Here is a 19,280-nt window from a genome sequence, read left to right on the forward strand (position 1 = left end):
GCCCTTCGATCGAAGCCGCGACGGCGCGAACCGCCACGAGCAGGTTGATGGCATGCTTCGGAGCGCGCGCTCCACGACGGGCGCCGTCTCCCTCGACCGTCGCCCCCCGTCTTGAATCGGGACCCCCCGACCCGACCCGCGGCACGCACGCAAACCCGCGCCACGACCGCAAGACTCCATAATTATAACCAATTTTGCGCAGTGCACAGCCGATCCGCGCACGGCGTGTCAGACCTTACCCGGGCGTCCCTGCGCATCCGCGCGATACCATTTCGGGTAGTACACGCGCACCGCCTCGGCCGAGCTCTCGAGCGCGTGACAGCGATCGAGTTGGAAAGGCTTTTCGGGCGTGTCCTCGTTGTCACGGCGGAAGGTGGCGAAGGTCTGGATCGCGGCCGTAGGCAGCGACAGCAGCATCTCGGTGAGATGGGTACAGCCGCGCACGTCGGCAAACATCTCGCCAACCGTACGCCGGAAACCGCGCACGAGATTGAGACCGACCAGCTTGCGGTAGGCCGGACCGATGGTGTCGCACATGCCCGGATAGGGCACGCCGTCCGAGCAGGCGACGGCCTCGAGGATGTTGAAGGCCTTGTCGATGGTGATGCGCACGCGCATCAGGTGCACCGGCACGCCGGCCGGACGCAGCCCGGACGCGATCGGATAGTCGATGTCCTTGACATCGCAGAGCGAGGCTTCGAGTTCGTAGAGCCCGTCCTCGCGCACGAAACCCTGGACTTCGATGCGCCGGGTGTGAGCACGGCGACGTGACACCGGGTGATCGGGAAGCGGCATGATCGGCCTTGACGTACGCTGACGTATGGATCGTCGATCTTAACCGATTTGAGCGCTGCGCCACAGCCCGGCCCCTTCGCCTGGCCAGGCCGGCGCGCACCAAAAAAATCACGTTGCGACATAATCAGCATCCGGTTTGCGACCCAGTCGCTGGAATGGCTGTAAAGACTCTGATACAAACCCAGCATCGATTCCATCCCGCCGGAAGCGCGGACAATGACGAACAACCGGATACCGCTCGCCCTCGCCCTCGCCACGGCACTGTTCAACAGCGCTCCGGCGGCCTCTGCCGCCGCCCTTGGCGAGTTGGGCGCATTGTCTGCGATCGGCGCACCGTTTCGCGCCGAGATTCGCCTGACCGGTGGCGAAAGGCCAGCTGTGGCCGAGTGCTTCCGCGTCGTCGCGCCGTCCGGTTCGAGCGCCGACCTGCCCTGGCTGCAGGCCGGCCAGATACGGATCGTCGGCAGCGGCGCCAACGCCCGCCTGGTCGTGAGTAGCCGCACGCCGATGAACGAGCCCGTGCTCAAGCTCGCCATCGAGAACACCTGCGAGTCCCGGTTGCGGCGCGAGTACACCCTGCTGCTGCCCTACCCCGATGCAGCCCCCGTCCAGGCCACCACGGCCCCGCGCGCCAGTACGCCACGCGCGGCCCCCGCCGCTCCGGCCCGCTCGCAGGCCCGTCCTCCGGCGCGCGCGACCCCCCCAGCGCGCACGGCGGCGGCGCCCGCCCGCGCCCGAAACCAAGCCACGGCCAATGCCGCCAGCCAAGACCGGCTCGAGGTCGACAAGGCCGCGACACCGGGCGGGGCCCGCGCGGGCTCGGCAGCGGCCGCCGCCGCGTCCGCGAGCGATGCGCTGCTGGCGCGCGAACGCGAACTCGCGGCCGCCATCGACCGCAGCATCATCGCGGAGATGGAGTTGCTCGCCCGCATCCGCGAGCTGGAGGAGATGCAGGCCCGGCTCGAGACGCGCATCCGCGCACTGGACGCAGAAGCAGCCGCGCGCGCAACAGCACCGGTGGTCGACCGCGCGCCCATCGCCGCGCCATCGACGACGGCACCGGCCGCGCGCCCAGCGTCCACCGGTGCCAGCGCCAGCGACGACCGGTATCTGCTCGGCGGGCTGGCGCTGGCCGCCCTGCTGCTGACCCTGCTGTTGCTGCGTCGGCGCACCGTCAACGCCCCGCCGTCAGACCGCCAGCGCGTGACGGCGAGCACCCAGCCGACGACCGCGTCAGCCTTGTCCACGGCGGGCGTGCTGAAGTCAGGCGCCGCCGTCGCCACCCAAGCTGCGCACGCCAACGTCACAAAGTCGGTCGTCGACTGGGAGCCGCCATCGGTCGCGGCGGTCGAGACCCCGATCCTCGTCAGCGGCGACGCCGAGCGGGCGCCGAACGAAGAGCACAAGTCCGCGGTCGAGCTGGCGGACATCATGATGAGCTTCGGACGCATGCACGGTGCCGCAGAAACCCTGGCCGAATTCATCCGGGGCAATCCGAAGCAGGCGGTCACGCCCTGGCTCAAGCTGCTCGAGGTCTATCGTGCTGCCGGCTTGCGAAGCGAGTTCGACGCCATCGCACGGGAGCTGAACAAGACCTTCAACGTGAACGCAGTCAACTGGCAGAACTACGACAGCCTGCGCGCATCGCGCACCAGCCTGGAAGATCTGCCGCACATCATCGAGACCCTGCAACAATGCTGGCGCACGACCGCCTGCCAGCGCTACGTGCAGCTGCTGTTACGCGACAATCGCGAAGGCACGCGCGCCGGCTTTCCCTTCACCGTAATCGACGAGATCCTGCTGCTGTCGGCGATCCTCGAAGAGGAACTTGGCCCCTACCAGCCGGAGTCGGGCAACTACACGACGCGCCGCTGAAGCGCCCCGCTGTCCGCCCTGCGGCCCCGATCAGACCGGATTGTCGAGGTCGACGAACTCGGTCGCGAGGCCGAGCCGCTCGCGCAGGTGCGCGGCCACCGCGCGAGCACCATAGCGCTCGGTGGCGTGATGGCCGGCGGCGATGTAAGGCACGCCCGTCTCGCGCGCAAGATGCACGGTCTGCTCGGAGATCTCACCCGAGACGTAGAGGTCCGCCCCCGCCAGGATGGCCTGCTCGAAATAGCCTTGCGCGCCACCGGTGCACCAGGCGACGCGGCGCACCACGCGATCGCCGTCGCCAACCAGCAGTGGATCGCGCCCGAGGCGGGCGGCGACCGAGCGCGCAATGCATGCTGCCGTCTCCCCGTCCGCGCCCGCCGCCGGACGGCCGATCCAGCCCAGCTCCTGGTCCGCGAAGCGCGCCTCGCCCTGCCAGCCCATCAGCCTGCCGAGCTGCGCGTTGTTGCCCAGCTCCGGGTGCACGTCGAGCGGCAGATGGTAGGCAAACAGGCTGATATCGTTGGCGAGCAGCGTACGCAGGCGCTGGCGACGAAAGCCGGTGATGGTGCCATCCTCGCCTTTCCAGAAATAGCCGTGATGCACGAACACCGCGTCATAGCCGCCGGCGACCGCCCGGTCGAGCAGGGCCTGGCTGGCGGTCACGCCGCACAGCACGCGCGCCACCTCGGGGCGTCCTTCCACTTGCAGACCGTTTGGGCAATAATCCTTCAGCCGTGAAGCGTCGAGCAGAGTGTCGAGATAGTTCCTGAGCTCGATGAGTTGCATGCCGCCTCCTTCACCTCGTGCGACCGGCAGGCGTTCCTGTCGCGGCCCTGCCGGCCCTTACGAGGCCCTCGTACCTAGAGTTCAACATTATGCGCCGCTTGTGGCTCATCTTCGCGCAGGCCGTGACCGTCAGCGTGGCCGTGCTGTTCGTGCTCAACACGCTCAAGCCCGAGTGGCTGCGCAACGCCACGCCCGCAGCGGTGGTGGCGATCCTGGAAGCACCTGCCGGCGGCGAACGCGCGGCCGCCGCCGGCTCCTACGCCCCGGCGGCCCAGCAGTCCATGCCGGCGGTGGTCCATGTCTTCACCACCAAGGCTGGCCGCAGCCAGCGCCACCCGCTGTTCGATGACCCCCTGTTTCGCCACTTCTTCGGCGAGCGCCCCGACAACGGCCCGAGCCAGCGCGAATCCGGCCTCGGCTCGGGCGTCATCGTCAGCCCCGACGGCTATGTGCTGACCAACAACCACGTCATCGAGACGGCCGACGAGATCGAGGTTGCGCTCAACGATGGCCGCAAGTTTCCTGCCCAGCTCATCGGCCGCGACCCCGAGACCGATCTTGCCGTACTCCGGCTCGAGGCCGGCGACACGCTGCCGGCGATCACTTTTTCCGCCAGCGAGAGCCTGAGTGTCGGCGATGTCGTGCTCGCCATCGGCAACCCCTTCGGCGTCGGCCAGACAGTGACGATGGGCATCGTGTCGGCGCTCGGGCGCAGCCAGCTCGGCATCAACACCTTCGAGAACTACATCCAGACCGACGCCGCCATCAACCCGGGAAACTCGGGTGGTGCTCTCGTCGACAGCGCCGGACACCTGGTGGGGATCAACACCGCCATCTACTCGCGCTCGGGCGGTTCGCTCGGCATCGGCTTCGCCATCCCCGTGTCGATTGCGCGCAATGTGCTCGAGCAGATCGTCGCCCGCGGCGAGGTCGTGCGCGGCTGGGTCGGCGTTGAGATCCAGGACCTGACGCCTGAGCTTGCCGAATCCTTCGGCTACGCCGATGCGCGCGGCGCACTCATCGCCGGCGTGCTGCGCGGCAGCCCGGCCGAACGCGCCGGCGTACGACCGGGCGATGTGCTGATCGCCCTCGACGGCAAGGCGGTGCGCGACCCACGCGCGATGCTCGACATGGTGGCGGCGGTGCCGCCTGGTCAGGAAGTGGTGTTTCGCGTGCGGCGCGGTGCTCAGGAGCTGGAGTTGAAGGTCGCCGTCGGGCGCCGCCCGCCGCCGGTCGCCACCCGCTGAGCCCGCCACGGCGCGGGGCGCGCAGGCGGCCCCGCGCCGTGGTCGCCGCTCAGCCGCCCCTGCCCTTGCGCTCGTCGGCTTCGATGCGGTCGAGTTCCTTGTCCATGTCCGCGATCGAGGGCGGCACGTAGTCGGCGGCCGCCTCCTGCCGCGGCGACGGCTTGCTCATCATGCCCGCCAGCACGATGCCCAGTTCGTACAGCAGGCACATCGGCACGGCGAGCATGAACTGCGAGATCACGTCGGGCGGCGTCACGATCGCGGCAATCACGAAGGCGCCCACGATGACGTAGGGTCGCGCCTCCCTGAGCTTGGCCACATCCACGATGCCGGCCTTGACCATCAGGATCACCGCCACCGGCACCTCGAAGGTGATGCCGAAGGCCATGAACATCGACATCACGAAGGACAGGTACTGCTCGATGTCAGGCGCCGGCACGATGCTCTTGGGCGCGAACTCGGCGATGAACTTGAACACCATGCCGAACACGAAGAAGTAGCAGAAAGCCATGCCGATCAGGAACAGCAGCGTGCTGCCCAGCACCAGCGGCAGCGCCAGGCGCTTCTCGTGGGCGTACAGGCCGGGCGCAATGAAGGCCCATGCTTGGTAGAGCACCCACGGCAGCGCCATCACGAAGGCCACCATCATGGTCACCTTCACCGGCACGAAGAACGGTGTCACGACGCCGGTAGCGATCATGTTCGTGCCCTCCGGGAGGGTGTTCATCATCGGCCGCGCGAGGATGTCGTAGATGTCACCAGCCCAGGGCATCAGGCAGACGAAGACGACCACGACCGCAAGCAGGGCGCGAATCAGCCGATCGCGCAGCTCGATGAGGTGGGCGATGAAGGTTTCCTGTTGTGCACTCATGCCTGTGTCTTGTCTGCAGTGGGGCCCGGGCGCGCCGAGGAATCGAGGCCGAGTTCGAGTTGCGGACCGTCATCGGCCTTCTCCGCACGATCCTGGGCCAGCAGCTGATTGCCGCTCAGCGCCTCGGCTGCATTGGGGCCGGCGGCGGCGCCATCCGGCAGCATCGAACGCAACTCTTCCGTCGTGCGCCCGACCTCGGACTCGATGCTGGACACACCCGAGCGCACGGAAGACTCGAGCTCCTGCGCCTGCTGCTTGACCTGTTCCTGAAGCTTCTTGAGCTCCTCGAGCTGCATCTCGCGCTGGATGTCCGACTTGACGTCCGATACGTAGCGCTGCACTCGCCCGAGCAGATGGCCGGCGGTGCGGGCGACCTTGGGCAGGCGCTCGGGCCCGACCACGATCAGCAGCACGACGCCGATCACCATGAGTTCACTAAAACCGAAATCGAACATGTCTGCCCGCTCGAGACGCGCACCGCCGCTGGCGGTCCGCAGGAAAACGAAGGGGCGCTCCCGTCAGGGCGCCCCTGTTGCATCGAGACGCGAGAGGATCAGCTGCGGGTCTTGTCGACCTTCTCGCGCGCCTCGCCCTCGATGGTCTCGCCATTGACGATCTTCTGTTGGGTACTGTCCCCGGAGGCGGTCGCGTCACCCTCCTTCATGCCCTCCTTGAAGCCCTTCACGGCTCCGCCGAGGTCAGAGCCGATGTTGCGCAGCTTCTTGGTGCCGAACACCAGCAGGACGATGACCAGCACGATCAGCCAGTGCCAGATGCTGAAAGAACCCATACCGCTCTCCTTAACGCTTCAACATGGGCGGCAGGGGATCGGGGCCGCCCAGAATGTGGAGGTGCAGATGATACACCTCCTGTAGACCCACTCTTCCGGTGTTGACGATGGTCCGGAAGCCGTTCGTGCAACCCTGCTCACGCGCGATCTGCCCCGCTGCAACCATGAGACGCCCCATCGCCATCTCGTGTTCCGCCGACAGCTGCGCCATCGAGTCGACGTGCAGCTTCGGCACCACCAGGACATGCACCGGCGCGACCGGGTGAATGTCGTGAAAGGCGAACACGTGCTCGTCCTCGTACACCTTCTTCGACGGGATCTCGCCACGGACGATGCGGCAGAAGAGGCAGTCGCTCATGCCCCGGCCTCTTGGGCCGCGCGCGACCTCTTCTCATCGATCCCCGACACGCCTTCGCGGCGGCGGAACTCGGCCAGCACGTCATCGACCGACAGGCCCTGGTGGGCGAGCAGCACCATCGAGTGAAACCACAGATCGGTGACCTCCCACACCAGATGCAACCTGTCCTGGTCCTTGGCCGCCATGATGGTCTCGGCGGCTTCTTCGGCGACCTTCTTGCAGATCGCGTCCGTGCCCTTCTCATACAGGCTGGAAACGTAGGAGGAATCCGGATCGGCCTTCTTGCGCGCAACCAGGGTATCGGACACGCGACGCAGCACTTCGATATCGATCATTTGTAGATCTCCTGCGGGTCTTTCAAAACCGGTTCGACGGCCTCCCAGTGGCCGTCGGCGAAATACTTCTGGAAGAAGCAGCTATGCCGACCGGTGTGGCAGGCGATGCCACCGACCTGCTCGATCCTGAGCAGCACCACGTCGTTGTCGCAGTCGATGCGGATGTCGAGCACCTTCTGCACATGGCCGGACTCCTCGCCCTTGTGCCACAGCTTACGGCGCGAACGTGACCAGTAGATGGCTTCGCCGGTCTCGGCGGTACGCTGCAAGGCCTCGCGGTTCATCCACGCGAACATCAGCACGTCGCCGCTGGCCGCTTCCTGCGCGATCACCGGCACCAGGCCGTGCTCGTCCCACTTGACCTCGTTCAACCAGCGCGTGCTCGTGCTCACAGCCGCACCTCGATGCCGCGCGCACGCATCAGCTCCTTGGCCTCGCGCACGGTGTGCTGTCCGAAATGGAAGATGCTCGCCGCCAGCACGGCGTCGGCGCGGCCCTCGGACACGCCCTCGGCCAGGTGCTCGAGGGTGCCGACGCCACCGCTGGCGATCACCGGGATGCGCACCGCGTCCGACACCGCGCGCGTCAGCGCGAGGTCGAAACCGCTCTTGGTGCCGTCGCGGTCCATGCTCGTGAGCAGGATCTCGCCCGCACCAAGGGACTCGACCCTACGCGCCCATTCGATGGCGTCCAGCCCGGTGTTGTTGCGCCCCCCATGGGTGAACACCTGCCACTTGCCGGGTGCGGTCTGCTTGGCGTCGATCGCCACCACGATGCACTGGCTGCCGACCTTGCTCGACGCGTCATGCACCAGCTGCGGGTTATTCACCGCCGCAGTGTTCATGCTGACCTTGTCGGCGCCGGCGTTGAGCAGCCGGCGCACATCCTCGACCACCCGTACGCCGCCACCGACGGTGAGCGGAATGAAGACCTGCTCGGCCACCTGCTCGACCACGTGCAGGATGATGTCGCGATCGTCGGAACTGGCGGTGATGTCGAGGAAGGTGATCTCGTCGGCGCCCTGCTCGTCGTAGCGACGGGCGATCTCGACCGGATCACCGGCATCGCGCAACTCGACGAAATTGACGCCCTTGACCACGCGCCCGGACTTCACGTCCAGGCAGGGAATGATGCGCTTGGCCAGCATCAGCGGCGCTCGCAGGAGAGCATCATTCGGTCACACCGTTGAGCTCGTCCGCACGTGCCTGGGCGGCGGCGAAGTCGAGCGTGCCCTCGTAGATCGCGCGCCCGGTGATGGCACCGAGGATGCCTTCGTCCTCGACCGCGCACAGCGCGTCAATGTCTCGCATGTCGGTGATGCCACCGCTGGCGATGACCGGGATGCGCAGCGCGCGCGCCAGGCGCACGGTGGCCTCGATATTGACACCCGACAGCATGCCGTCGCGACCGATGTCGGTGTAGATCACCGACTCGACACCGTAGTCCTCGAACTTTTTCGCCAGATCAACGACGTCGTGGCCGGTGAGCTTGGACCAGCCGTCGACTGCCACCTTGCCGTCCTTGGCATCCAGGCCGACGATGATGTGGCCGGGGAAGGCGCTGCAGGCGTCGTGCAGGAAGCCGGGGTTCTTGACGGCGGCAGTACCGATGATGACGTAGCTGATGCCGTTGTCGAGGTAGTGCTCGATGGTGTCGAGGTCGCGGATGCCGCCACCGAGCTGCACCGGGATGTCCTCGCCGACGACGTCGGTGATGGCGCGAATGGCTGCGCCGTTCTTGGGCTTGCCGGCAAAGGCGCCATTGAGGTCCACCAGGTGCAGGCGACGGGCGCCGGCGTCGAGCCAGTGGCGCGCCATGGCACCCGGGTCTTCGGAAAACACCGTGGCGTCGTCCATTTCGCCCTGTTTCAGGCGAACACAGTGACCGTCCTTGAGGTCGATGGCGGGGATCAGCAACATACGGGGATCAGTTCAGGTGGGGCGGAGTCGTGAGACGGGCCGTCGGCGCTCAGGGCTGCCAGCGGATGAAATTTGCAAGAAGCCGGAGGCCGGCCGCGGCGCTCTTTTCCGGGTGGAACTGGGCCGCGAAGATATTAGCCCGCGCTACCGCACTGGTAAAGCGCAGGCCATAGTCGGTCTCGGCCGCGGTCAACGAGGCGTCGGCGGGCGCGACGAAGTAGCTGTGCACGAAGTAGAAGCGCTCGCCGTCCGGAATGCCGTCCCACAGCGGGTGCGGCGCAGACTGCCAGACCTCGTTCCAGCCCATGTGCGGCACCTTCAGGCGGCTGCCGTCGGCAGCCCGCATGCGCTCGTCGGGAAAGCGCACGACTTCGCCCGGCAGGATGCCGAGCCCGGGCACATCGCCCTCGGCGCTGTGCTGGAACAGCATCTGCTGGCCGATGCAGATGCCGAGGAAGGGCTTCTCCGCCGCGGCCGCCAGCACCGCAGGGCGCAGACCGCGGGCGTCGAGTTCGCGCATGCAGTCGGGCATCGCCCCCTGGCCGGGAAAGACGACGCGTTCGGCCGCGGCGACGCGCGCCGGATCGGAGGTCACGAAGACGTCGTGGCCGGGCGCCACGTGCTCGATCGCCTTGGCGACCGAGCGCAGGTTGCCCATGCCGTAATCGATGATGGCCACGCTGGTCATCGGCTTGACTCGCTATTCAGGGGGACGACGACGGCGCGTGGTCGCCGCAGGAAGGGAGGAATCAGAGCGCGCCCTTGGTCGAGGGAATGGTGCCCGCCGCACGCTCGTCACGCTCCGCCGCCATGCGCAGCGCGCGCGCAAAGGCCTTGAACACCGTCTCGCACTGGTGGTGAGCGTTGTCGCCACGCAGGTTGTCGATGTGGACGGTGACGCCAGCGTGGTTCACGAAACCCTGGAAGAACTCGCGCGCCAGATCCACATCGAAGTTGCCGATGCGGGCGCGGGTATAGTTCACGAAATAGTGCAGGCCCGGGCGGCCGGAGAAATCCACCACCACGCGCGACAGCGCCTCGTCGAGCGGCACGTAGGCATGACCATAGCGACGCAGGCCCTTCTTGTCGCCGACGGCCTTGGCGAAGGCCTGCCCCAGCGTGATCCCGACATCCTCGACCGTGTGGTGGTCGTCGATGTGGGTATCACCTTCGCAGTGGATGTCGAGATCGATGAGGCCGTGACGCACGATCTGGTCGAGCATGTGATCGAAGAAGGGCACGCCGGTATCGAGCTTGCCCTGGCCGCTGCCATCGAGATCGATGCGCACGGTGATCTTTGTTTCGAGGGTGTTGCGAGTGACTTCTGCTTGCCGCATGAGAGACTACCAGCCAAAGGGTTTCCAGCGGCCCATGATAACATCGCGCGGCAAAATGGCTGCAACGCGCAGCCTATGCAGCGGTCGCGCCTGGCGCTATCGCGTCGCCGACCTGCCACCCGAACCCACTCAGCAGACACCGCCATGAGCCGCTTCTGGAGCGCCGTCGTCCACGGCCTGACCCCCTATGTGCCGGGCGAACAGCCCAAGCTCGACAACCTGGTCAAGCTCAACACCAACGAACACCCGTGTGGCCCCTCGCCCAAGGCGCTGGAAGCCATCCGCGCGGCCACCGGCGACGGCCTGCGCCTGTATCCCGACCCCAACGCCGACGCCCTCAAGGCCGCCCTCGCCCGCCACCACGGCGTCCAGCCGGCGCAGATCTTCGTCGGCAATGGCTCGGACGAGGTGCTCGCGCATGCTTTCATGGGCCTGCTCAAGCACGACCGGCCGCTGTGCTTCCCCGACATCACCTACAGCTTCTACCCGGTTTATTGCGGGCTGTACGGCGTGACACACCGCGCCATTCCCCTCGCCGAGGATTTCTCGATCCGCGTCGAGGACTACCTGCCGCACGGCAACGAGCGCGCCGGCGCGATCATCTTTCCCAACCCGAACGCGCCCACCGGGCGCCTGCTGGCCCTGTCCGAGGTCGAGCGCATCGTCGCCGGCAATCCGGATGCGGTGGTGCTGGTCGATGAGGCCTACGTCGATTTTGGCGGCGACAGCGCGGTCGCGCTGGTCGATCGTTACCCCAACCTGCTCGTCACCCACACCTTCTCCAAGAGCCGCTCGCTGGCAGGCCTGCGCGTGGGCTACGCAGTGGGCGACGCGGGGCTGGTCGAAGCGCTCGAGCGGGTCAAGAACAGCTTCAACTCCTACCCGCTCGACCGCCTCGCGATCGCCGGCGCGGTCGCCTCGGTCGAGGATGACGACTATTTCCGCGCCAGCTGCGCCAAGGTGGTCGCGACCCGGGAAAAGCTGGTCGCCGACCTGCAGGCGCTTGACTTCGAGGTCCTGCCTTCGGCGGCGAACTTCATCTTCGCCCGGCATCCGCGGCATGACGGCGCCGAACTCACCGCCGAACTGCGCAAGCGCGCGATCATCGTGCGCCACTTCAAGGCGGCGCGCATCGACCAGTTCATGCGCATCACGGTGGGCACGGATGAACAGTGCAGCATTCTGGTCGCGGCCCTGAAGGACATCCTCGCCCGCTGAGCCCGCTTCGGACTCGCCGGCGGCGTCGCCTCGATCCGCCGGCAACGCCGCCGCAAGCCAACTCAAAGCTTCAGTCGCATCTCCGCCGAGCGCGCGTGCGCCTGCAGGCCTTCGCCGTGGGCGAGGATGGACGCCACCTTGCCCAGGTGCTGGGCGCCGGCCTGCGAGATATTCACGATGCTGGTGCGCTTCTGGAAGTCGTAGGTGCCCAGCGGCGACGAGAAGCGCGCGCTGCGCATGGTCGGCAGCACGTGGTTGGGTCCGGCGCAATAGTCGCCGAGCGCCTCGACCGCCCAATGGCCAACGAAGATCGCGCCGGCATGGCGGATGTGATCGATCCAGGCCTCGGCGTTGTCCAATGACAACTCCAGGTGCTCGGGCGCGATGCGGTTGGCGAGAGCGCAGGCCTGCTCGAGGCTGTCTACATGGATCAGCGCGCCGCGCCTGGCGAGCGACTTTGCGATCGTGTCGCGACGCGGCATGGTCGGCAGCAGGCGGTCGATCGCCGCGTGCACCGCGTCGATGAAGTCGGCATCGGTGCACAGCAGGATGGACTGCGCGAGCTCGTCGTGCTCGGCCTGGGCGAAGAGGTCCATCGCCACCCAGTCGGCGTGGCCCGAGCCGTCCGAGATGATCAGCACCTCGGAGGGCCCGGCGACCATGTCGATGCCGACGGTGCCGAACACGCGCCGCTTGGCCTCGGCCACGAAGGCATTGCCCGGACCGACGATCTTGTCCACCTGCGGGATGGTCTGCGTGCCGTAGGCCAGCGCCGCCACCGCCTGCGCGCCGCCGATGGTAAACACGCGGTCGACACCGGTGATCGCCGCCGCCGCCAGCACCAACGGGTTCTTCTCGCCGCGCGGCGTGGGCACGACCATGATCAGCTCGCCGACGCCCGCGACCTTGGCCGGGATCGCGTTCATCAGCACCGAACTCGGGTAGGACGCGCGCCCGCCCGGCACGTAGAGGCCGACGCGATCGAGCGGCGTGACCTTCTGCCCCAGGCGGGTGCCGTCGGCCTCGGTGAACTCCCAGGACTCGCCTTTCTGGCGCTCGTGGTAGATGCGAACGCGGTCGGCGGCGATCGTGAGCGCCTCGCGCTGTTCGGACGACAGGCTGTCGAGCGCGCGGTGGAGCTCGGCTTTCGGCAGCTCCAGGGCCGCCATCGAGTGCACGTCGAGGCCGTCGAAACGGCGGGTGTATTCGACCACCGCGGCATCACCGGTGCTGCGCACCGCGCGCAGGATCTCGGTCACTGCGGTATCGATGCGCTCGTCGGCCTCGGACTCGAAGGCGAGCAAGGCATCGAGCGTGGACAGGAATTCGGGTTCGTGCGCGTCAAGGCGGCGGATCGGAGTCTGGCTCATGATGCGTTCCTTACGGTTTGATCGCACCGGCGAAGGCGTCGAGCACCGGCTGCAGCAGTTCGCGCTTGAGCTTGAGCGAAGCCTGGTTGACGATCAGGCGCGAGCTGATCGGCATGATGTCCTCGACCTCCTCCAGGTTGTTGGCACGCAGCGTGCCGCCGGTGGACACCAGGTCGACGATGGCGTCGGCCAGCCCGACCAGGGGCGCGAGCTCCATCGAGCCATAGAGCTTGATCAGGTCGACATGCATGCCCTTGCCGGCAAAGTGGGCCTTGGCTGCGTTGATGTACTTGGTGGCGACGCGGATACGCCCGCCTGGCCGGATCGCCGCAGCGTAGTCGAAGCCCTTTTGCACCGCGACGCACAGGCGGCACTTGGCGATGTTGAGGTCGAGCGGCTGATACAAACCGCCGCCGCCATGCTCGATCAGCACGTCCTTGCCGGCAATCCCGAGGTCGGCCGCGCCATATTGAACGTAGGTCGGCGTGTCGGTCGCGCGCACGATGACCAGGCGCACCTCGGGCCGGTTGGTGCCGATGATGAGCTTGCGCGAGGACTCGGGATTGTCGGTGGGCACGATGCCGGCGGCGGCGAGCAGCGGCAGCGTCTCTTCGAAGATGCGCCCCTTGGAAAGGGCGAGCGTGATGCTGGACACGTGAAAAGCCTTGATCGTGAGGACCCTGCATTGTAACCCGGCGCCGCTTCTGTTAACCTTCGGCACAAGTGGCTGAACCGCAGGTGGCGGTTCGGCCTTTTCTTTTGTTTCGCCGCAGCACCGGCGCGCACTTCGAGCAGGAAACCCACAGCATGAAACCGTCGATCATCGTCTCCAGCAGCGACCTCGAGCGTCTCGAGGGTCTGCTGACCCTCCCCGCCTTCCGCAGCCGCAGCGACCTCGACGGCTTGCGCGAGGAACTCGAGCGCGCCGACGTACGCGAGCCGCAGGAGATGCCGGCGGACGTCATCACGATGAACGCCCGCGCGCGCTTCGTCGAGGAAGGCACCGGCCGCGAGTACGAGCTCACCCTCGCCTACCCGAAGGATGCCGACGCCGCCGCCCACCGCGTGTCGATCTTCTCGCCCGCCGGCAGCGCGCTGCTCGGCCTGTCTGCCGGCCAGTCGATCGACTGGAAGGGGACCGACGGCAAGCTGATCCGCCTCAAGGTGCTGGAGGTGACCTGGCAGCCGGAAGCCAACGGCCAGTACGAGTTGTAAACAACGGTCGCGCCGGCCACACAGCCGGCGAGCGCCGAGAACGACAGAAAGGGGGCCTGGCGCCCCCTTTCTGTCGTTCTCACCCTGTAGGGAGCACCTCAGGCGAGGCGCCTGACCTTGGCCCCCAGCGCGGCCAGCTTCTCTTCCAGCCGCTCGTAGCCGCGGTCGAGATGGTAGATGCGCTCGATGGTGGTCTCGCCTTCGGCCACCAGGCCGGCCACCACCAGCGAGGCCGACGCACGCAGGTCGGTCGCCATCACCGTCGCGCCTTCGAGCCTGACCACCCCCTGCACCACTGCGGTATTGCCATCGATGCGGATGTCGGCCCCCAGGCGCTGCAGTTCGACCGCATGCATGAAGCGGTTCTCAAAGATGGTCTCGCGAATCATCGCCACGCCGTTGGCCACGCAGTTGATCGCCATGAACTGCGCCTGCATGTCGGTCGGGAAGGCCGGATAGGGCGCGGTGCGCAGACTCACTGCGTTGAGCCGCGCCGGCGCCGACAGGCGGATCGCGTCGCGCTCTGAAACGATCTCGCAGCCGGCGTCCATCAGCTTGTCGATCACCGCGTCGAGGTAGCAGGACGAGGTGCCGGTGAGCCGCACCGAGCCGCCGGTGGCGGCCGCCGCACACAGATAGGTGCCGGTCTCGATGCGGTCGGGCATGATGCGGTGGGTCGCGCCATGCAGGCGCTCGACGCCGCGGATGCGAATCACGTCGCTGCCGGCACCCGAGACTTGCGCGCCCATCGCCACCAGGCAGTTGGCCAGGTCGACCACCTCGGGCTCGCGCGCGGCATTCTCGATCACGGTCTCGCCGTCAGCCAGCACCGCGGCCATCATCAGGTTCTCGGTGCCGGTCACCGTCACCATGTCGGTAAACAGGCGCGCGCCCTTCAGGCGCGGCACGGTCGCATGCACATAGCCATGCTCGACGCGCACCTCGGCGCCCATCGCCTGCAGGCCCTTGATGTGCTGGTCCACCGGCCGCGCGCCGATCGCGCAGCCACCGGGCAGCGACACCCGCGCCTCGCCGCAGCGCGCCACCAGCGGTCCGAGCACGAGGATGGAGGCGCGCATGGTCTTGACCATGTCGTAGGGCGCGACCGGGTTGTTCAGCCCCGAGGCATCGAGCGTGACGGTATCGCCCGCACGCTCGACCTTCACCCCCATCTGCCCGAGCAGCTCGAGCAGGGTGCCGATGTCCTTCAGTTGCGGCACATTGGTATAAGTCACCGGCTCCGCGGTCAGCAGAGCCGTGCACAGGATGGGCAGCGCGGCATTCTTTGCGCCGGAAATGGCGATCTCGCCCGTCAGGCGGGCACCGCCTTCGATCAGCAGCTTGTCCATCAGGCGATCACATCCCCAGTTCGCCGCGACCTTCTTCCCACTGCGCGGGAGTGAAGGTCTGCAGCTGCAGGGCATGGATCTCGTTGCCCATCAGGCGGCCGAGGGTGGCATACACCGCCTGGTGCTGGCGCACCTTGGGCTTGCCCTCGAAGGCGGCGCTGACCACGATGCCGCGGAAATGCACACCGTCCTCGCCTTCGATGACGACCAGCTCGCAGGGCAGGCCCTGCTCGATCAGGCGCTTGACTTCGCTTGCTTCAAACATGTTGTGAATCCTTTACGAACGCAGCTTGTAACCCCGGGCCAGCATCGCCAGGGTGAGCGCCGCGAGTACGACGAAACAGACGCTCACCACGCCGAGCGACAGCCAGGGCGAAGTGTCCGATTGACCGAAGAAGCCGTAGCGGAACCCGTCGATCATGAAGAAGAACGGGTTGAAATGCGACACCTCCTGCCAGAACGGCGGCAGCGAGTGGATTGAGTAGAACACCCCGGACAGCATCGTCAGCGGCATGATGAGGAAGTTCTGGAAGGCGGCAAGCTGGTCGAACTTGTCCGCCCAGATGCCGGCGATGACGCCGAAGGAGCCCAGGATCGCCCCGCCCATCAGGGCGAAGGTCAGCACCCACAGCGGATGGGCCATCGGCACCTCGACGAACAGCGCCGCCACCAGCAGCACGCCGAGCCCCACCATCAGCCCGCGCAGGATGGAGGCGATGACGTAGGCGGCATAGAACTCGCGGTAGGACAGCGGCGGCAGCAGCACGAAAATGATGTTGCCGGTGATCTTGCTCTGGATCAGCGAGGACGAGCTGTTGGCAAAGGCGTTCTGCAGCACCGACATCATCACCAGGCCGGGCACCAGGAAGCTGGTGTAGGCGACGTCGCCATACACGGTCACGTGGCGATCGAGCACGTGCGAGAAAATGAGTAGGAACAGCAGCGCATTGAGCACCGGCGCGGCGACGGTCTGGAAGCTGACCTTCCAGAAGCGCAGGGTCTCCTTGTACAGCAGGGTGCGAAAGCCGGTCAGCGGCGACTCGGCCGGCATCGGCTCGATGCGGGGGGCCGTGGGGCGGGACGGGGTCTCAAGCACGATGCATCACCTCTACGAAGACGCGCTCGAGATCGGGCTCGCCAAGCTGCAGCTCCCTCACGCCGGCGCCTGCTTCGCGCAGACGGGCGAGCAGATCCTCGACCGCCGCGTAGGAATCGAAGGCGAACGCGATCCAGCCATCGGCATCCTCGCTGCCGCCCACGGCCAGCGCGGCGGCCGGCTGGTCCACCTTCACCCGCAGACTGTGGGTGGCAAAACGCCGTAACAGATTTTCCGTGGTGTCGAGCGCCACCACCTTGCCGGCCTTGAGCATAGCGATGCGCCCGCACAGGGTCTCGGCCTCTTCCAGGTAGTGCGTGGTGAGCACGATGGTGTGGCCGTCGCGATTGAGCTTGCGGACGAACTGCCACAGGCCCTGGCGCAGCTCGACATCGACGCCTGCGGTCGGCTCGTCGAGCACGATCACCGGCGGCCGGTGCACCAGCGCCTGCGCCACCAGCACGCGCCGCTTCATGCCGCCCGACAGCGCGCGCATGTTGGCCTGCGCCTTGTGGCTGAGGTCGAGGCTGGCGAGGATTTCGTCGATCCAGTCGTCGTTGTTGCGGATGCCGAAATAGCCCGACTGCATGCGCAGCAGCTCGCGTACCGAGAAGAACGGATCGAACACCAGCTCCTGCGGCACCACGCCCAGATTGCGCCTGGCGTTGCGATAGTCGCCGACCACGTCGTGGCCCATGATCTCGAGGCTGCCGGTGTCCGCGCGCACGAGCCCCGACAGGGCAGAGATCAGGGTGGTCTTGCCGGCGCCATTGGGGCCGAGCAGGCCGAAGAACTCGCCCTGGCCGATCTCCAGGTCGACGCCGCCAAGAGCCTTCAGCGACCCATAGTGCTTGGTGACCCCGTGGATGCGGATGGCCGGAACGCTCATGCGCCGGCCTCGAGCGGCAATAGCGACTCGATACCGTAGAGGCGTGCGAGGCTGGCCATGCCCTCCGGCAGCGCACGCACCGACAGCCGGTGGCCGGCGGCACGGGCGGCACGCAACCAGTCGAGCAGCAGCGCGAGCGCCGCGGAGTCCGCCACCGTGACCTGCGAAAAATCGACGACCAGATCGCCGCGCTGCGCCCGCTGCCGGCCCTCCTCGAGAAACGCGGGCGCGGCGAGCATGGTCAGCTCGCCAGCCGGCGCAAACACGCTTCCCGCACCTGCAGTCACGACGCGCGCGCCCCGTCGGCGGTGCCCAGCCCCTGCTCGTCGGCGAGCGAACTATTGCGCGCCTCGAGCGAGCGGATCAGGCCGTCGATGCCGCCGTTGCGGATCTCCTGGGTGAAGCTGCTGCGGTAGTTGGTGACCAGGCTCACCCCGGCAACCACCACGTCGAAGACCTTCCAGCCCTGTTCGCCCTTCTCGAGCATGTAGTCGATACCGATCGGCTGCGCGCCAGGACGCACGACCTCGGTACGGATCTGCACGCGGGTGTCGGCGGCGGCGTAGCGCGAGGGCGGAAACACGACCCGTTCATCGCGGTACTGAGTGAAGGCATTGGCGTAGGTGCGCACGAGCAAGGTGCGGAAGGCCTCGATCAGGCGCCCCTGCTGCTCGGGCGTGGCCTCGCGCCAGTCGCGACCGACGGCGAGCATGGTCATGCGACGAAAATCGAAATGCGGCAGCACCAGCGCCTCGGCCAGTTCGATCACGCGCCGCGTGTCACCCGAGCGCAAGGCGGGGTCGGTGCGCACGATCTCGAGCACCTCGTTGGTCACGTCGCGAATCAGCACGTCGGGGGCCTTGGCCTCGCTGGCGACGGCCGCCGGCACCAGACCGGCAAAAAGAAGGCACAGCGGAAAGCAGAACAGGGCGATAATCTTTTTCATGTCTTTGTCTTACTGCATGTCGGTTGGGGTTGCGGACGGCACCCTGGCATGGAGGGCGAGCCGGGCGTCGGGCACCAGTTCCAGGCGCTCGACCGCCGCGGCGGCAGCCGAATCGACCTCGTCGCCGAGCGGCGCGGCGGACAGGTCGTCGAAATCTTCGTACACCCGCTCCTGCATGCCATCACTGACTTTGTAACGGCGTTGCTGCAGATAGAAGTCGCGCACGAAGGCGTAGCGGTCGAGGGCCGCCTCTTCCAGCGTGCGATCGGCGCCAAGGAGGACCGAACGGACGTGGACCACGCGGGTGGCGGTGACGGTGTTGCGCGTCGGCACGTGGTCGATGCTGAACGGCGTACGGCCGGCCATGTCGGCCGGCAGGGCGACGGTGTCGCGCACCGTACTGGGACCGAAGAACGGCAGCACGATATAGGCGCCCTCGCCCACCCCCCAGCGTCCCAGGGTCTGGCCGAGATCCTCGTCGTGCTTGGGCAGGCCCGCCTCGCTGGCGATATCGAGCAGGCCGAGCAGGCCCCAGGTGGAATTGAAGGCAAAGCGCATGAAGTCGCTCATCGCCTCGGCGACCTTGCCCTGCAGCAGGTTGTTGAGGCCGATCCAGGGGTCGGCCAGGTTGCCGAACACATTGCCCACGCCGGTGCGCACCGGGCTCGGCAGCACCGCCTGATAGACCTCGGCGGCCGGCTTGAGCACCACCTTGTCGACTTGCTCGTTGAAGCTGAACATCGCCCGGTTGTAACCCTCGAGCGGATCGTCCGGGTTGGCGGTGGTGGCACAGCCGGTCAGCAGCGACGCCGCCAGCGCGAGTGCAGCAAGGCGGGCATGGGCCGCCAGCCGCTTGACGGGGGATTGCATCTTCATTGTTGTTA

Annotated in this window: 25 protein-coding genes; 4 read left to right on the forward strand and 21 right to left on the reverse strand. The window is 67.1% G+C overall.

Going from position 1 to position 19,280, the window contains the following annotated elements:
- Positions 1 to 228 precede the first annotated feature (228 nt).
- Positions 229 to 795, reverse strand: coding sequence for a DUF2889 domain-containing protein (locus ACMV5O_RS01580; RefSeq protein WP_416161816.1), 567 nt, complete (start codon positions 793 to 795; stop codon positions 229 to 231).
- A gap of 216 nt (positions 796 to 1,011) precedes the next feature.
- Between ACMV5O_RS01580 and ACMV5O_RS01585 the strand changes: the two genes are divergently transcribed.
- The gene (locus ACMV5O_RS01585) at positions 1,012 to 2,670 is read left to right on the forward strand and encodes a FimV family protein (RefSeq protein WP_416161817.1); all 1,659 of its coding nucleotides are present in this window, start codon (positions 1,012 to 1,014) and stop codon (positions 2,668 to 2,670) included.
- 30 nt (positions 2,671 to 2,700) lie between these two features.
- Here ACMV5O_RS01585 and ACMV5O_RS01590 read toward each other — a convergent pair whose 3' ends face one another.
- Complete coding sequence (locus ACMV5O_RS01590; protein ID WP_416161818.1) at positions 2,701 to 3,456, reverse strand: Nif3-like dinuclear metal center hexameric protein; 756 nt, start codon at positions 3,454 to 3,456, stop codon at positions 2,701 to 2,703.
- Positions 3,457 to 3,545: 89 nt separating this feature from the next.
- Here ACMV5O_RS01590 and ACMV5O_RS01595 point away from each other — a divergent pair, with 89 nt between their 5' ends.
- Positions 3,546 to 4,703: a Do family serine endopeptidase gene (locus ACMV5O_RS01595; protein ID WP_416161819.1), complete on the forward strand. Its 1,158-nt coding sequence runs from the start codon at positions 3,546 to 3,548 to the stop codon at positions 4,701 to 4,703.
- 49 nt (positions 4,704 to 4,752) lie between these two features.
- On the opposite strand, the gene tatC is transcribed toward ACMV5O_RS01595, so the two are convergent.
- The 10 genes from tatC to hisB all read right to left on the reverse strand — a co-directional run bounded on the left by tatC (position 4,753) and on the right by hisB (position 10,313).
- Positions 4,753 to 5,574, reverse strand: a complete 822-nt coding sequence (tatC, locus tag ACMV5O_RS01600) for a twin-arginine translocase subunit TatC (protein WP_416161820.1) — start codon at positions 5,572 to 5,574, stop codon at positions 4,753 to 4,755.
- Positions 5,571 to 6,029 carry a Sec-independent protein translocase protein TatB gene (tatB, locus tag ACMV5O_RS01605; protein ID WP_416161821.1) on the reverse strand — a complete coding sequence of 153 codons (459 nt, stop codon included), beginning with the start codon at positions 6,027 to 6,029 and terminating at the stop codon, positions 5,571 to 5,573. Before tatB ends, tatC begins: the two co-directional genes overlap by 4 nt.
- Before the next feature lie 98 nt (positions 6,030 to 6,127).
- On the reverse strand, positions 6,128 to 6,364 hold the full coding sequence (gene tatA / locus ACMV5O_RS01610; protein WP_416161822.1) for a Sec-independent protein translocase subunit TatA: 237 nt from the start codon (positions 6,362 to 6,364) through the stop codon (positions 6,128 to 6,130).
- Positions 6,365 to 6,374: 10 nt separating this feature from the next.
- A complete protein-coding gene (locus tag ACMV5O_RS01615; RefSeq protein WP_416161823.1) occupies positions 6,375 to 6,722 on the reverse strand; it encodes a histidine triad nucleotide-binding protein in 348 nt (115 codons plus the stop codon).
- Entirely contained in the window at positions 6,719 to 7,057 is a 339-nt protein-coding gene (locus ACMV5O_RS01620) for a phosphoribosyl-ATP diphosphatase (protein WP_416161824.1), read from the reverse strand. Before ACMV5O_RS01620 ends, ACMV5O_RS01615 begins: the two co-directional genes overlap by 4 nt.
- The gene (gene hisI, locus ACMV5O_RS01625) at positions 7,054 to 7,449 is read right to left on the reverse strand and encodes a phosphoribosyl-AMP cyclohydrolase (RefSeq protein ID WP_416161825.1); all 396 of its coding nucleotides are present in this window, start codon (positions 7,447 to 7,449) and stop codon (positions 7,054 to 7,056) included. The genes ACMV5O_RS01620 and hisI overlap by 4 nt, the downstream gene beginning before the upstream one ends.
- Complete coding sequence (gene hisF / locus ACMV5O_RS01630; RefSeq protein WP_416161947.1) at positions 7,446 to 8,207, reverse strand: imidazole glycerol phosphate synthase subunit HisF; 762 nt, start codon at positions 8,205 to 8,207, stop codon at positions 7,446 to 7,448. The genes hisI and hisF overlap by 4 nt, the downstream gene beginning before the upstream one ends.
- Before the next feature lie 19 nt (positions 8,208 to 8,226).
- On the reverse strand, positions 8,227 to 8,976 hold the full coding sequence (gene hisA / locus ACMV5O_RS01635) for a 1-(5-phosphoribosyl)-5-[(5-phosphoribosylamino)methylideneamino]imidazole-4-carboxamide isomerase (RefSeq protein ID WP_416161826.1): 750 nt from the start codon (positions 8,974 to 8,976) through the stop codon (positions 8,227 to 8,229).
- A gap of 49 nt (positions 8,977 to 9,025) precedes the next feature.
- Positions 9,026 to 9,664, reverse strand: coding sequence for an imidazole glycerol phosphate synthase subunit HisH (gene hisH, locus ACMV5O_RS01640; RefSeq protein WP_416161827.1), 639 nt, complete (start codon positions 9,662 to 9,664; stop codon positions 9,026 to 9,028).
- Positions 9,665 to 9,725: 61 nt separating this feature from the next.
- Positions 9,726 to 10,313, reverse strand: a complete 588-nt coding sequence (hisB, locus tag ACMV5O_RS01645; protein ID WP_416161828.1) for an imidazoleglycerol-phosphate dehydratase HisB — start codon at positions 10,311 to 10,313, stop codon at positions 9,726 to 9,728.
- A 144-nt stretch (positions 10,314 to 10,457) separates the two neighbouring features.
- Here hisB and hisC point away from each other — a divergent pair, with 144 nt between their 5' ends.
- Positions 10,458 to 11,531: a histidinol-phosphate transaminase gene (gene hisC, locus ACMV5O_RS01650; RefSeq protein ID WP_416161829.1), complete on the forward strand. Its 1,074-nt coding sequence runs from the start codon at positions 10,458 to 10,460 to the stop codon at positions 11,529 to 11,531.
- 62 nt (positions 11,532 to 11,593) lie between these two features.
- Here the strand turns inward: hisC and hisD are convergent, their stop codons facing one another.
- Entirely contained in the window at positions 11,594 to 12,901 is a 1,308-nt protein-coding gene (hisD, locus tag ACMV5O_RS01655) for a histidinol dehydrogenase (RefSeq protein ID WP_416161830.1), read from the reverse strand.
- A 10-nt stretch (positions 12,902 to 12,911) separates the two neighbouring features.
- Positions 12,912 to 13,556: an ATP phosphoribosyltransferase gene (gene hisG / locus ACMV5O_RS01660; RefSeq protein ID WP_416161831.1), complete on the reverse strand. Its 645-nt coding sequence runs from the start codon at positions 13,554 to 13,556 to the stop codon at positions 12,912 to 12,914.
- A gap of 152 nt (positions 13,557 to 13,708) precedes the next feature.
- On the opposite strand from hisG, the gene rnk reads away from it, so the two are divergent.
- Positions 13,709 to 14,116 carry a nucleoside diphosphate kinase regulator gene (gene rnk / locus ACMV5O_RS01665; RefSeq protein ID WP_416161832.1) on the forward strand — a complete coding sequence of 136 codons (408 nt, stop codon included), beginning with the start codon at positions 13,709 to 13,711 and terminating at the stop codon, positions 14,114 to 14,116.
- A gap of 98 nt (positions 14,117 to 14,214) precedes the next feature.
- Here the strand turns inward: rnk and murA are convergent, their stop codons facing one another.
- The 7 genes from murA to ACMV5O_RS01700 are packed head-to-tail and all read right to left on the reverse strand — an operon-like array spanning position 14,215 to position 19,272.
- A complete protein-coding gene (gene murA / locus ACMV5O_RS01670) occupies positions 14,215 to 15,465 on the reverse strand; it encodes a UDP-N-acetylglucosamine 1-carboxyvinyltransferase (RefSeq protein WP_416161833.1) in 1,251 nt (416 codons plus the stop codon).
- A 7-nt stretch (positions 15,466 to 15,472) separates the two neighbouring features.
- The gene (locus ACMV5O_RS01675; RefSeq protein WP_002928523.1) at positions 15,473 to 15,730 is read right to left on the reverse strand and encodes a BolA family protein; all 258 of its coding nucleotides are present in this window, start codon (positions 15,728 to 15,730) and stop codon (positions 15,473 to 15,475) included.
- A 12-nt stretch (positions 15,731 to 15,742) separates the two neighbouring features.
- Entirely contained in the window at positions 15,743 to 16,516 is a 774-nt protein-coding gene (locus ACMV5O_RS01680; protein ID WP_416161948.1) for an ABC transporter permease, read from the reverse strand.
- 37 nt (positions 16,517 to 16,553) lie between these two features.
- The gene (locus ACMV5O_RS01685) at positions 16,554 to 17,450 is read right to left on the reverse strand and encodes an ABC transporter ATP-binding protein (RefSeq protein WP_416161834.1); all 897 of its coding nucleotides are present in this window, start codon (positions 17,448 to 17,450) and stop codon (positions 16,554 to 16,556) included.
- The gene (locus ACMV5O_RS01690; RefSeq protein ID WP_416161835.1) at positions 17,447 to 17,716 is read right to left on the reverse strand and encodes an STAS domain-containing protein; all 270 of its coding nucleotides are present in this window, start codon (positions 17,714 to 17,716) and stop codon (positions 17,447 to 17,449) included. The genes ACMV5O_RS01685 and ACMV5O_RS01690 overlap by 4 nt, the downstream gene beginning before the upstream one ends.
- A 17-nt stretch (positions 17,717 to 17,733) precedes the next feature.
- Positions 17,734 to 18,396: an MlaC/ttg2D family ABC transporter substrate-binding protein gene (locus ACMV5O_RS01695; RefSeq protein ID WP_416161836.1), complete on the reverse strand. Its 663-nt coding sequence runs from the start codon at positions 18,394 to 18,396 to the stop codon at positions 17,734 to 17,736.
- A gap of 9 nt (positions 18,397 to 18,405) precedes the next feature.
- Entirely contained in the window at positions 18,406 to 19,272 is an 867-nt protein-coding gene (locus ACMV5O_RS01700; RefSeq protein ID WP_416161837.1) for a VacJ family lipoprotein, read from the reverse strand.
- Between the last annotated feature and the right edge of the window lie 8 nt (positions 19,273 to 19,280).

The sequence above is a fragment of the Thauera sp. WH-1 genome (assembly GCF_047806685.1).
Taxonomy (GTDB): domain Bacteria; phylum Pseudomonadota; class Gammaproteobacteria; order Burkholderiales; family Rhodocyclaceae; genus Thauera.

Bases quoted from the DNA above. Each gene is read 5' to 3' on its own strand.
- ACMV5O_RS01595 (WP_416161819.1), top strand. From the start codon at position 3,546: ATGCGCCGCTTGTGGCTCATCTTCGCGCAGGCCGTGACCGTCAGCGTG.
- hisD (WP_416161830.1), bottom strand. From the start codon at position 12,901: ATGAGCCAGACTCCGATCCGCCGCCTTGACGCGCACGAACCCGAATTC.
- hisA (WP_416161826.1), bottom strand. From the start codon at position 8,976: ATGTTGCTGATCCCCGCCATCGACCTCAAGGACGGTCACTGTGTTCGC.
- ACMV5O_RS01695 (WP_416161836.1), bottom strand. From the start codon at position 18,396: ATGAAAAAGATTATCGCCCTGTTCTGCTTTCCGCTGTGCCTTCTTTTT.
- ACMV5O_RS01700 (WP_416161837.1), bottom strand. From the start codon at position 19,272: ATGAAGATGCAATCCCCCGTCAAGCGGCTGGCGGCCCATGCCCGCCTT.
- ACMV5O_RS01680 (WP_416161948.1), bottom strand. From the start codon at position 16,516: ATGCCGGCCGAGTCGCCGCTGACCGGCTTTCGCACCCTGCTGTACAAG.
- ACMV5O_RS01675 (WP_002928523.1), bottom strand. From the start codon at position 15,730: ATGTTTGAAGCAAGCGAAGTCAAGCGCCTGATCGAGCAGGGCCTGCCC.
- hisH (WP_416161827.1), bottom strand. From the start codon at position 9,664: ATGACCAGCGTGGCCATCATCGATTACGGCATGGGCAACCTGCGCTCG.
- ACMV5O_RS01580 (WP_416161816.1), bottom strand. From the start codon at position 795: ATGCCGCTTCCCGATCACCCGGTGTCACGTCGCCGTGCTCACACCCGG.
- murA (WP_416161833.1), bottom strand. From the start codon at position 15,465: ATGGACAAGCTGCTGATCGAAGGCGGTGCCCGCCTGACGGGCGAGATC.
- tatC (WP_416161820.1), bottom strand. From the start codon at position 5,574: ATGAGTGCACAACAGGAAACCTTCATCGCCCACCTCATCGAGCTGCGC.
- ACMV5O_RS01620 (WP_416161824.1), bottom strand. From the start codon at position 7,057: ATGATCGATATCGAAGTGCTGCGTCGCGTGTCCGATACCCTGGTTGCG.
- tatB (WP_416161821.1), bottom strand. From the start codon at position 6,029: ATGTTCGATTTCGGTTTTAGTGAACTCATGGTGATCGGCGTCGTGCTG.
- hisC (WP_416161829.1), top strand. From the start codon at position 10,458: ATGAGCCGCTTCTGGAGCGCCGTCGTCCACGGCCTGACCCCCTATGTG.
- ACMV5O_RS01590 (WP_416161818.1), bottom strand. From the start codon at position 3,456: ATGCAACTCATCGAGCTCAGGAACTATCTCGACACTCTGCTCGACGCT.
- rnk (WP_416161832.1), top strand. From the start codon at position 13,709: ATGAAACCGTCGATCATCGTCTCCAGCAGCGACCTCGAGCGTCTCGAG.
- ACMV5O_RS01685 (WP_416161834.1), bottom strand. From the start codon at position 17,450: ATGAGCGTTCCGGCCATCCGCATCCACGGGGTCACCAAGCACTATGGG.
- tatA (WP_416161822.1), bottom strand. From the start codon at position 6,364: ATGGGTTCTTTCAGCATCTGGCACTGGCTGATCGTGCTGGTCATCGTC.
- hisB (WP_416161828.1), bottom strand. From the start codon at position 10,313: ATGCGGCAAGCAGAAGTCACTCGCAACACCCTCGAAACAAAGATCACC.
- ACMV5O_RS01585 (WP_416161817.1), top strand. From the start codon at position 1,012: ATGACGAACAACCGGATACCGCTCGCCCTCGCCCTCGCCACGGCACTG.
- ACMV5O_RS01615 (WP_416161823.1), bottom strand. From the start codon at position 6,722: ATGAGCGACTGCCTCTTCTGCCGCATCGTCCGTGGCGAGATCCCGTCG.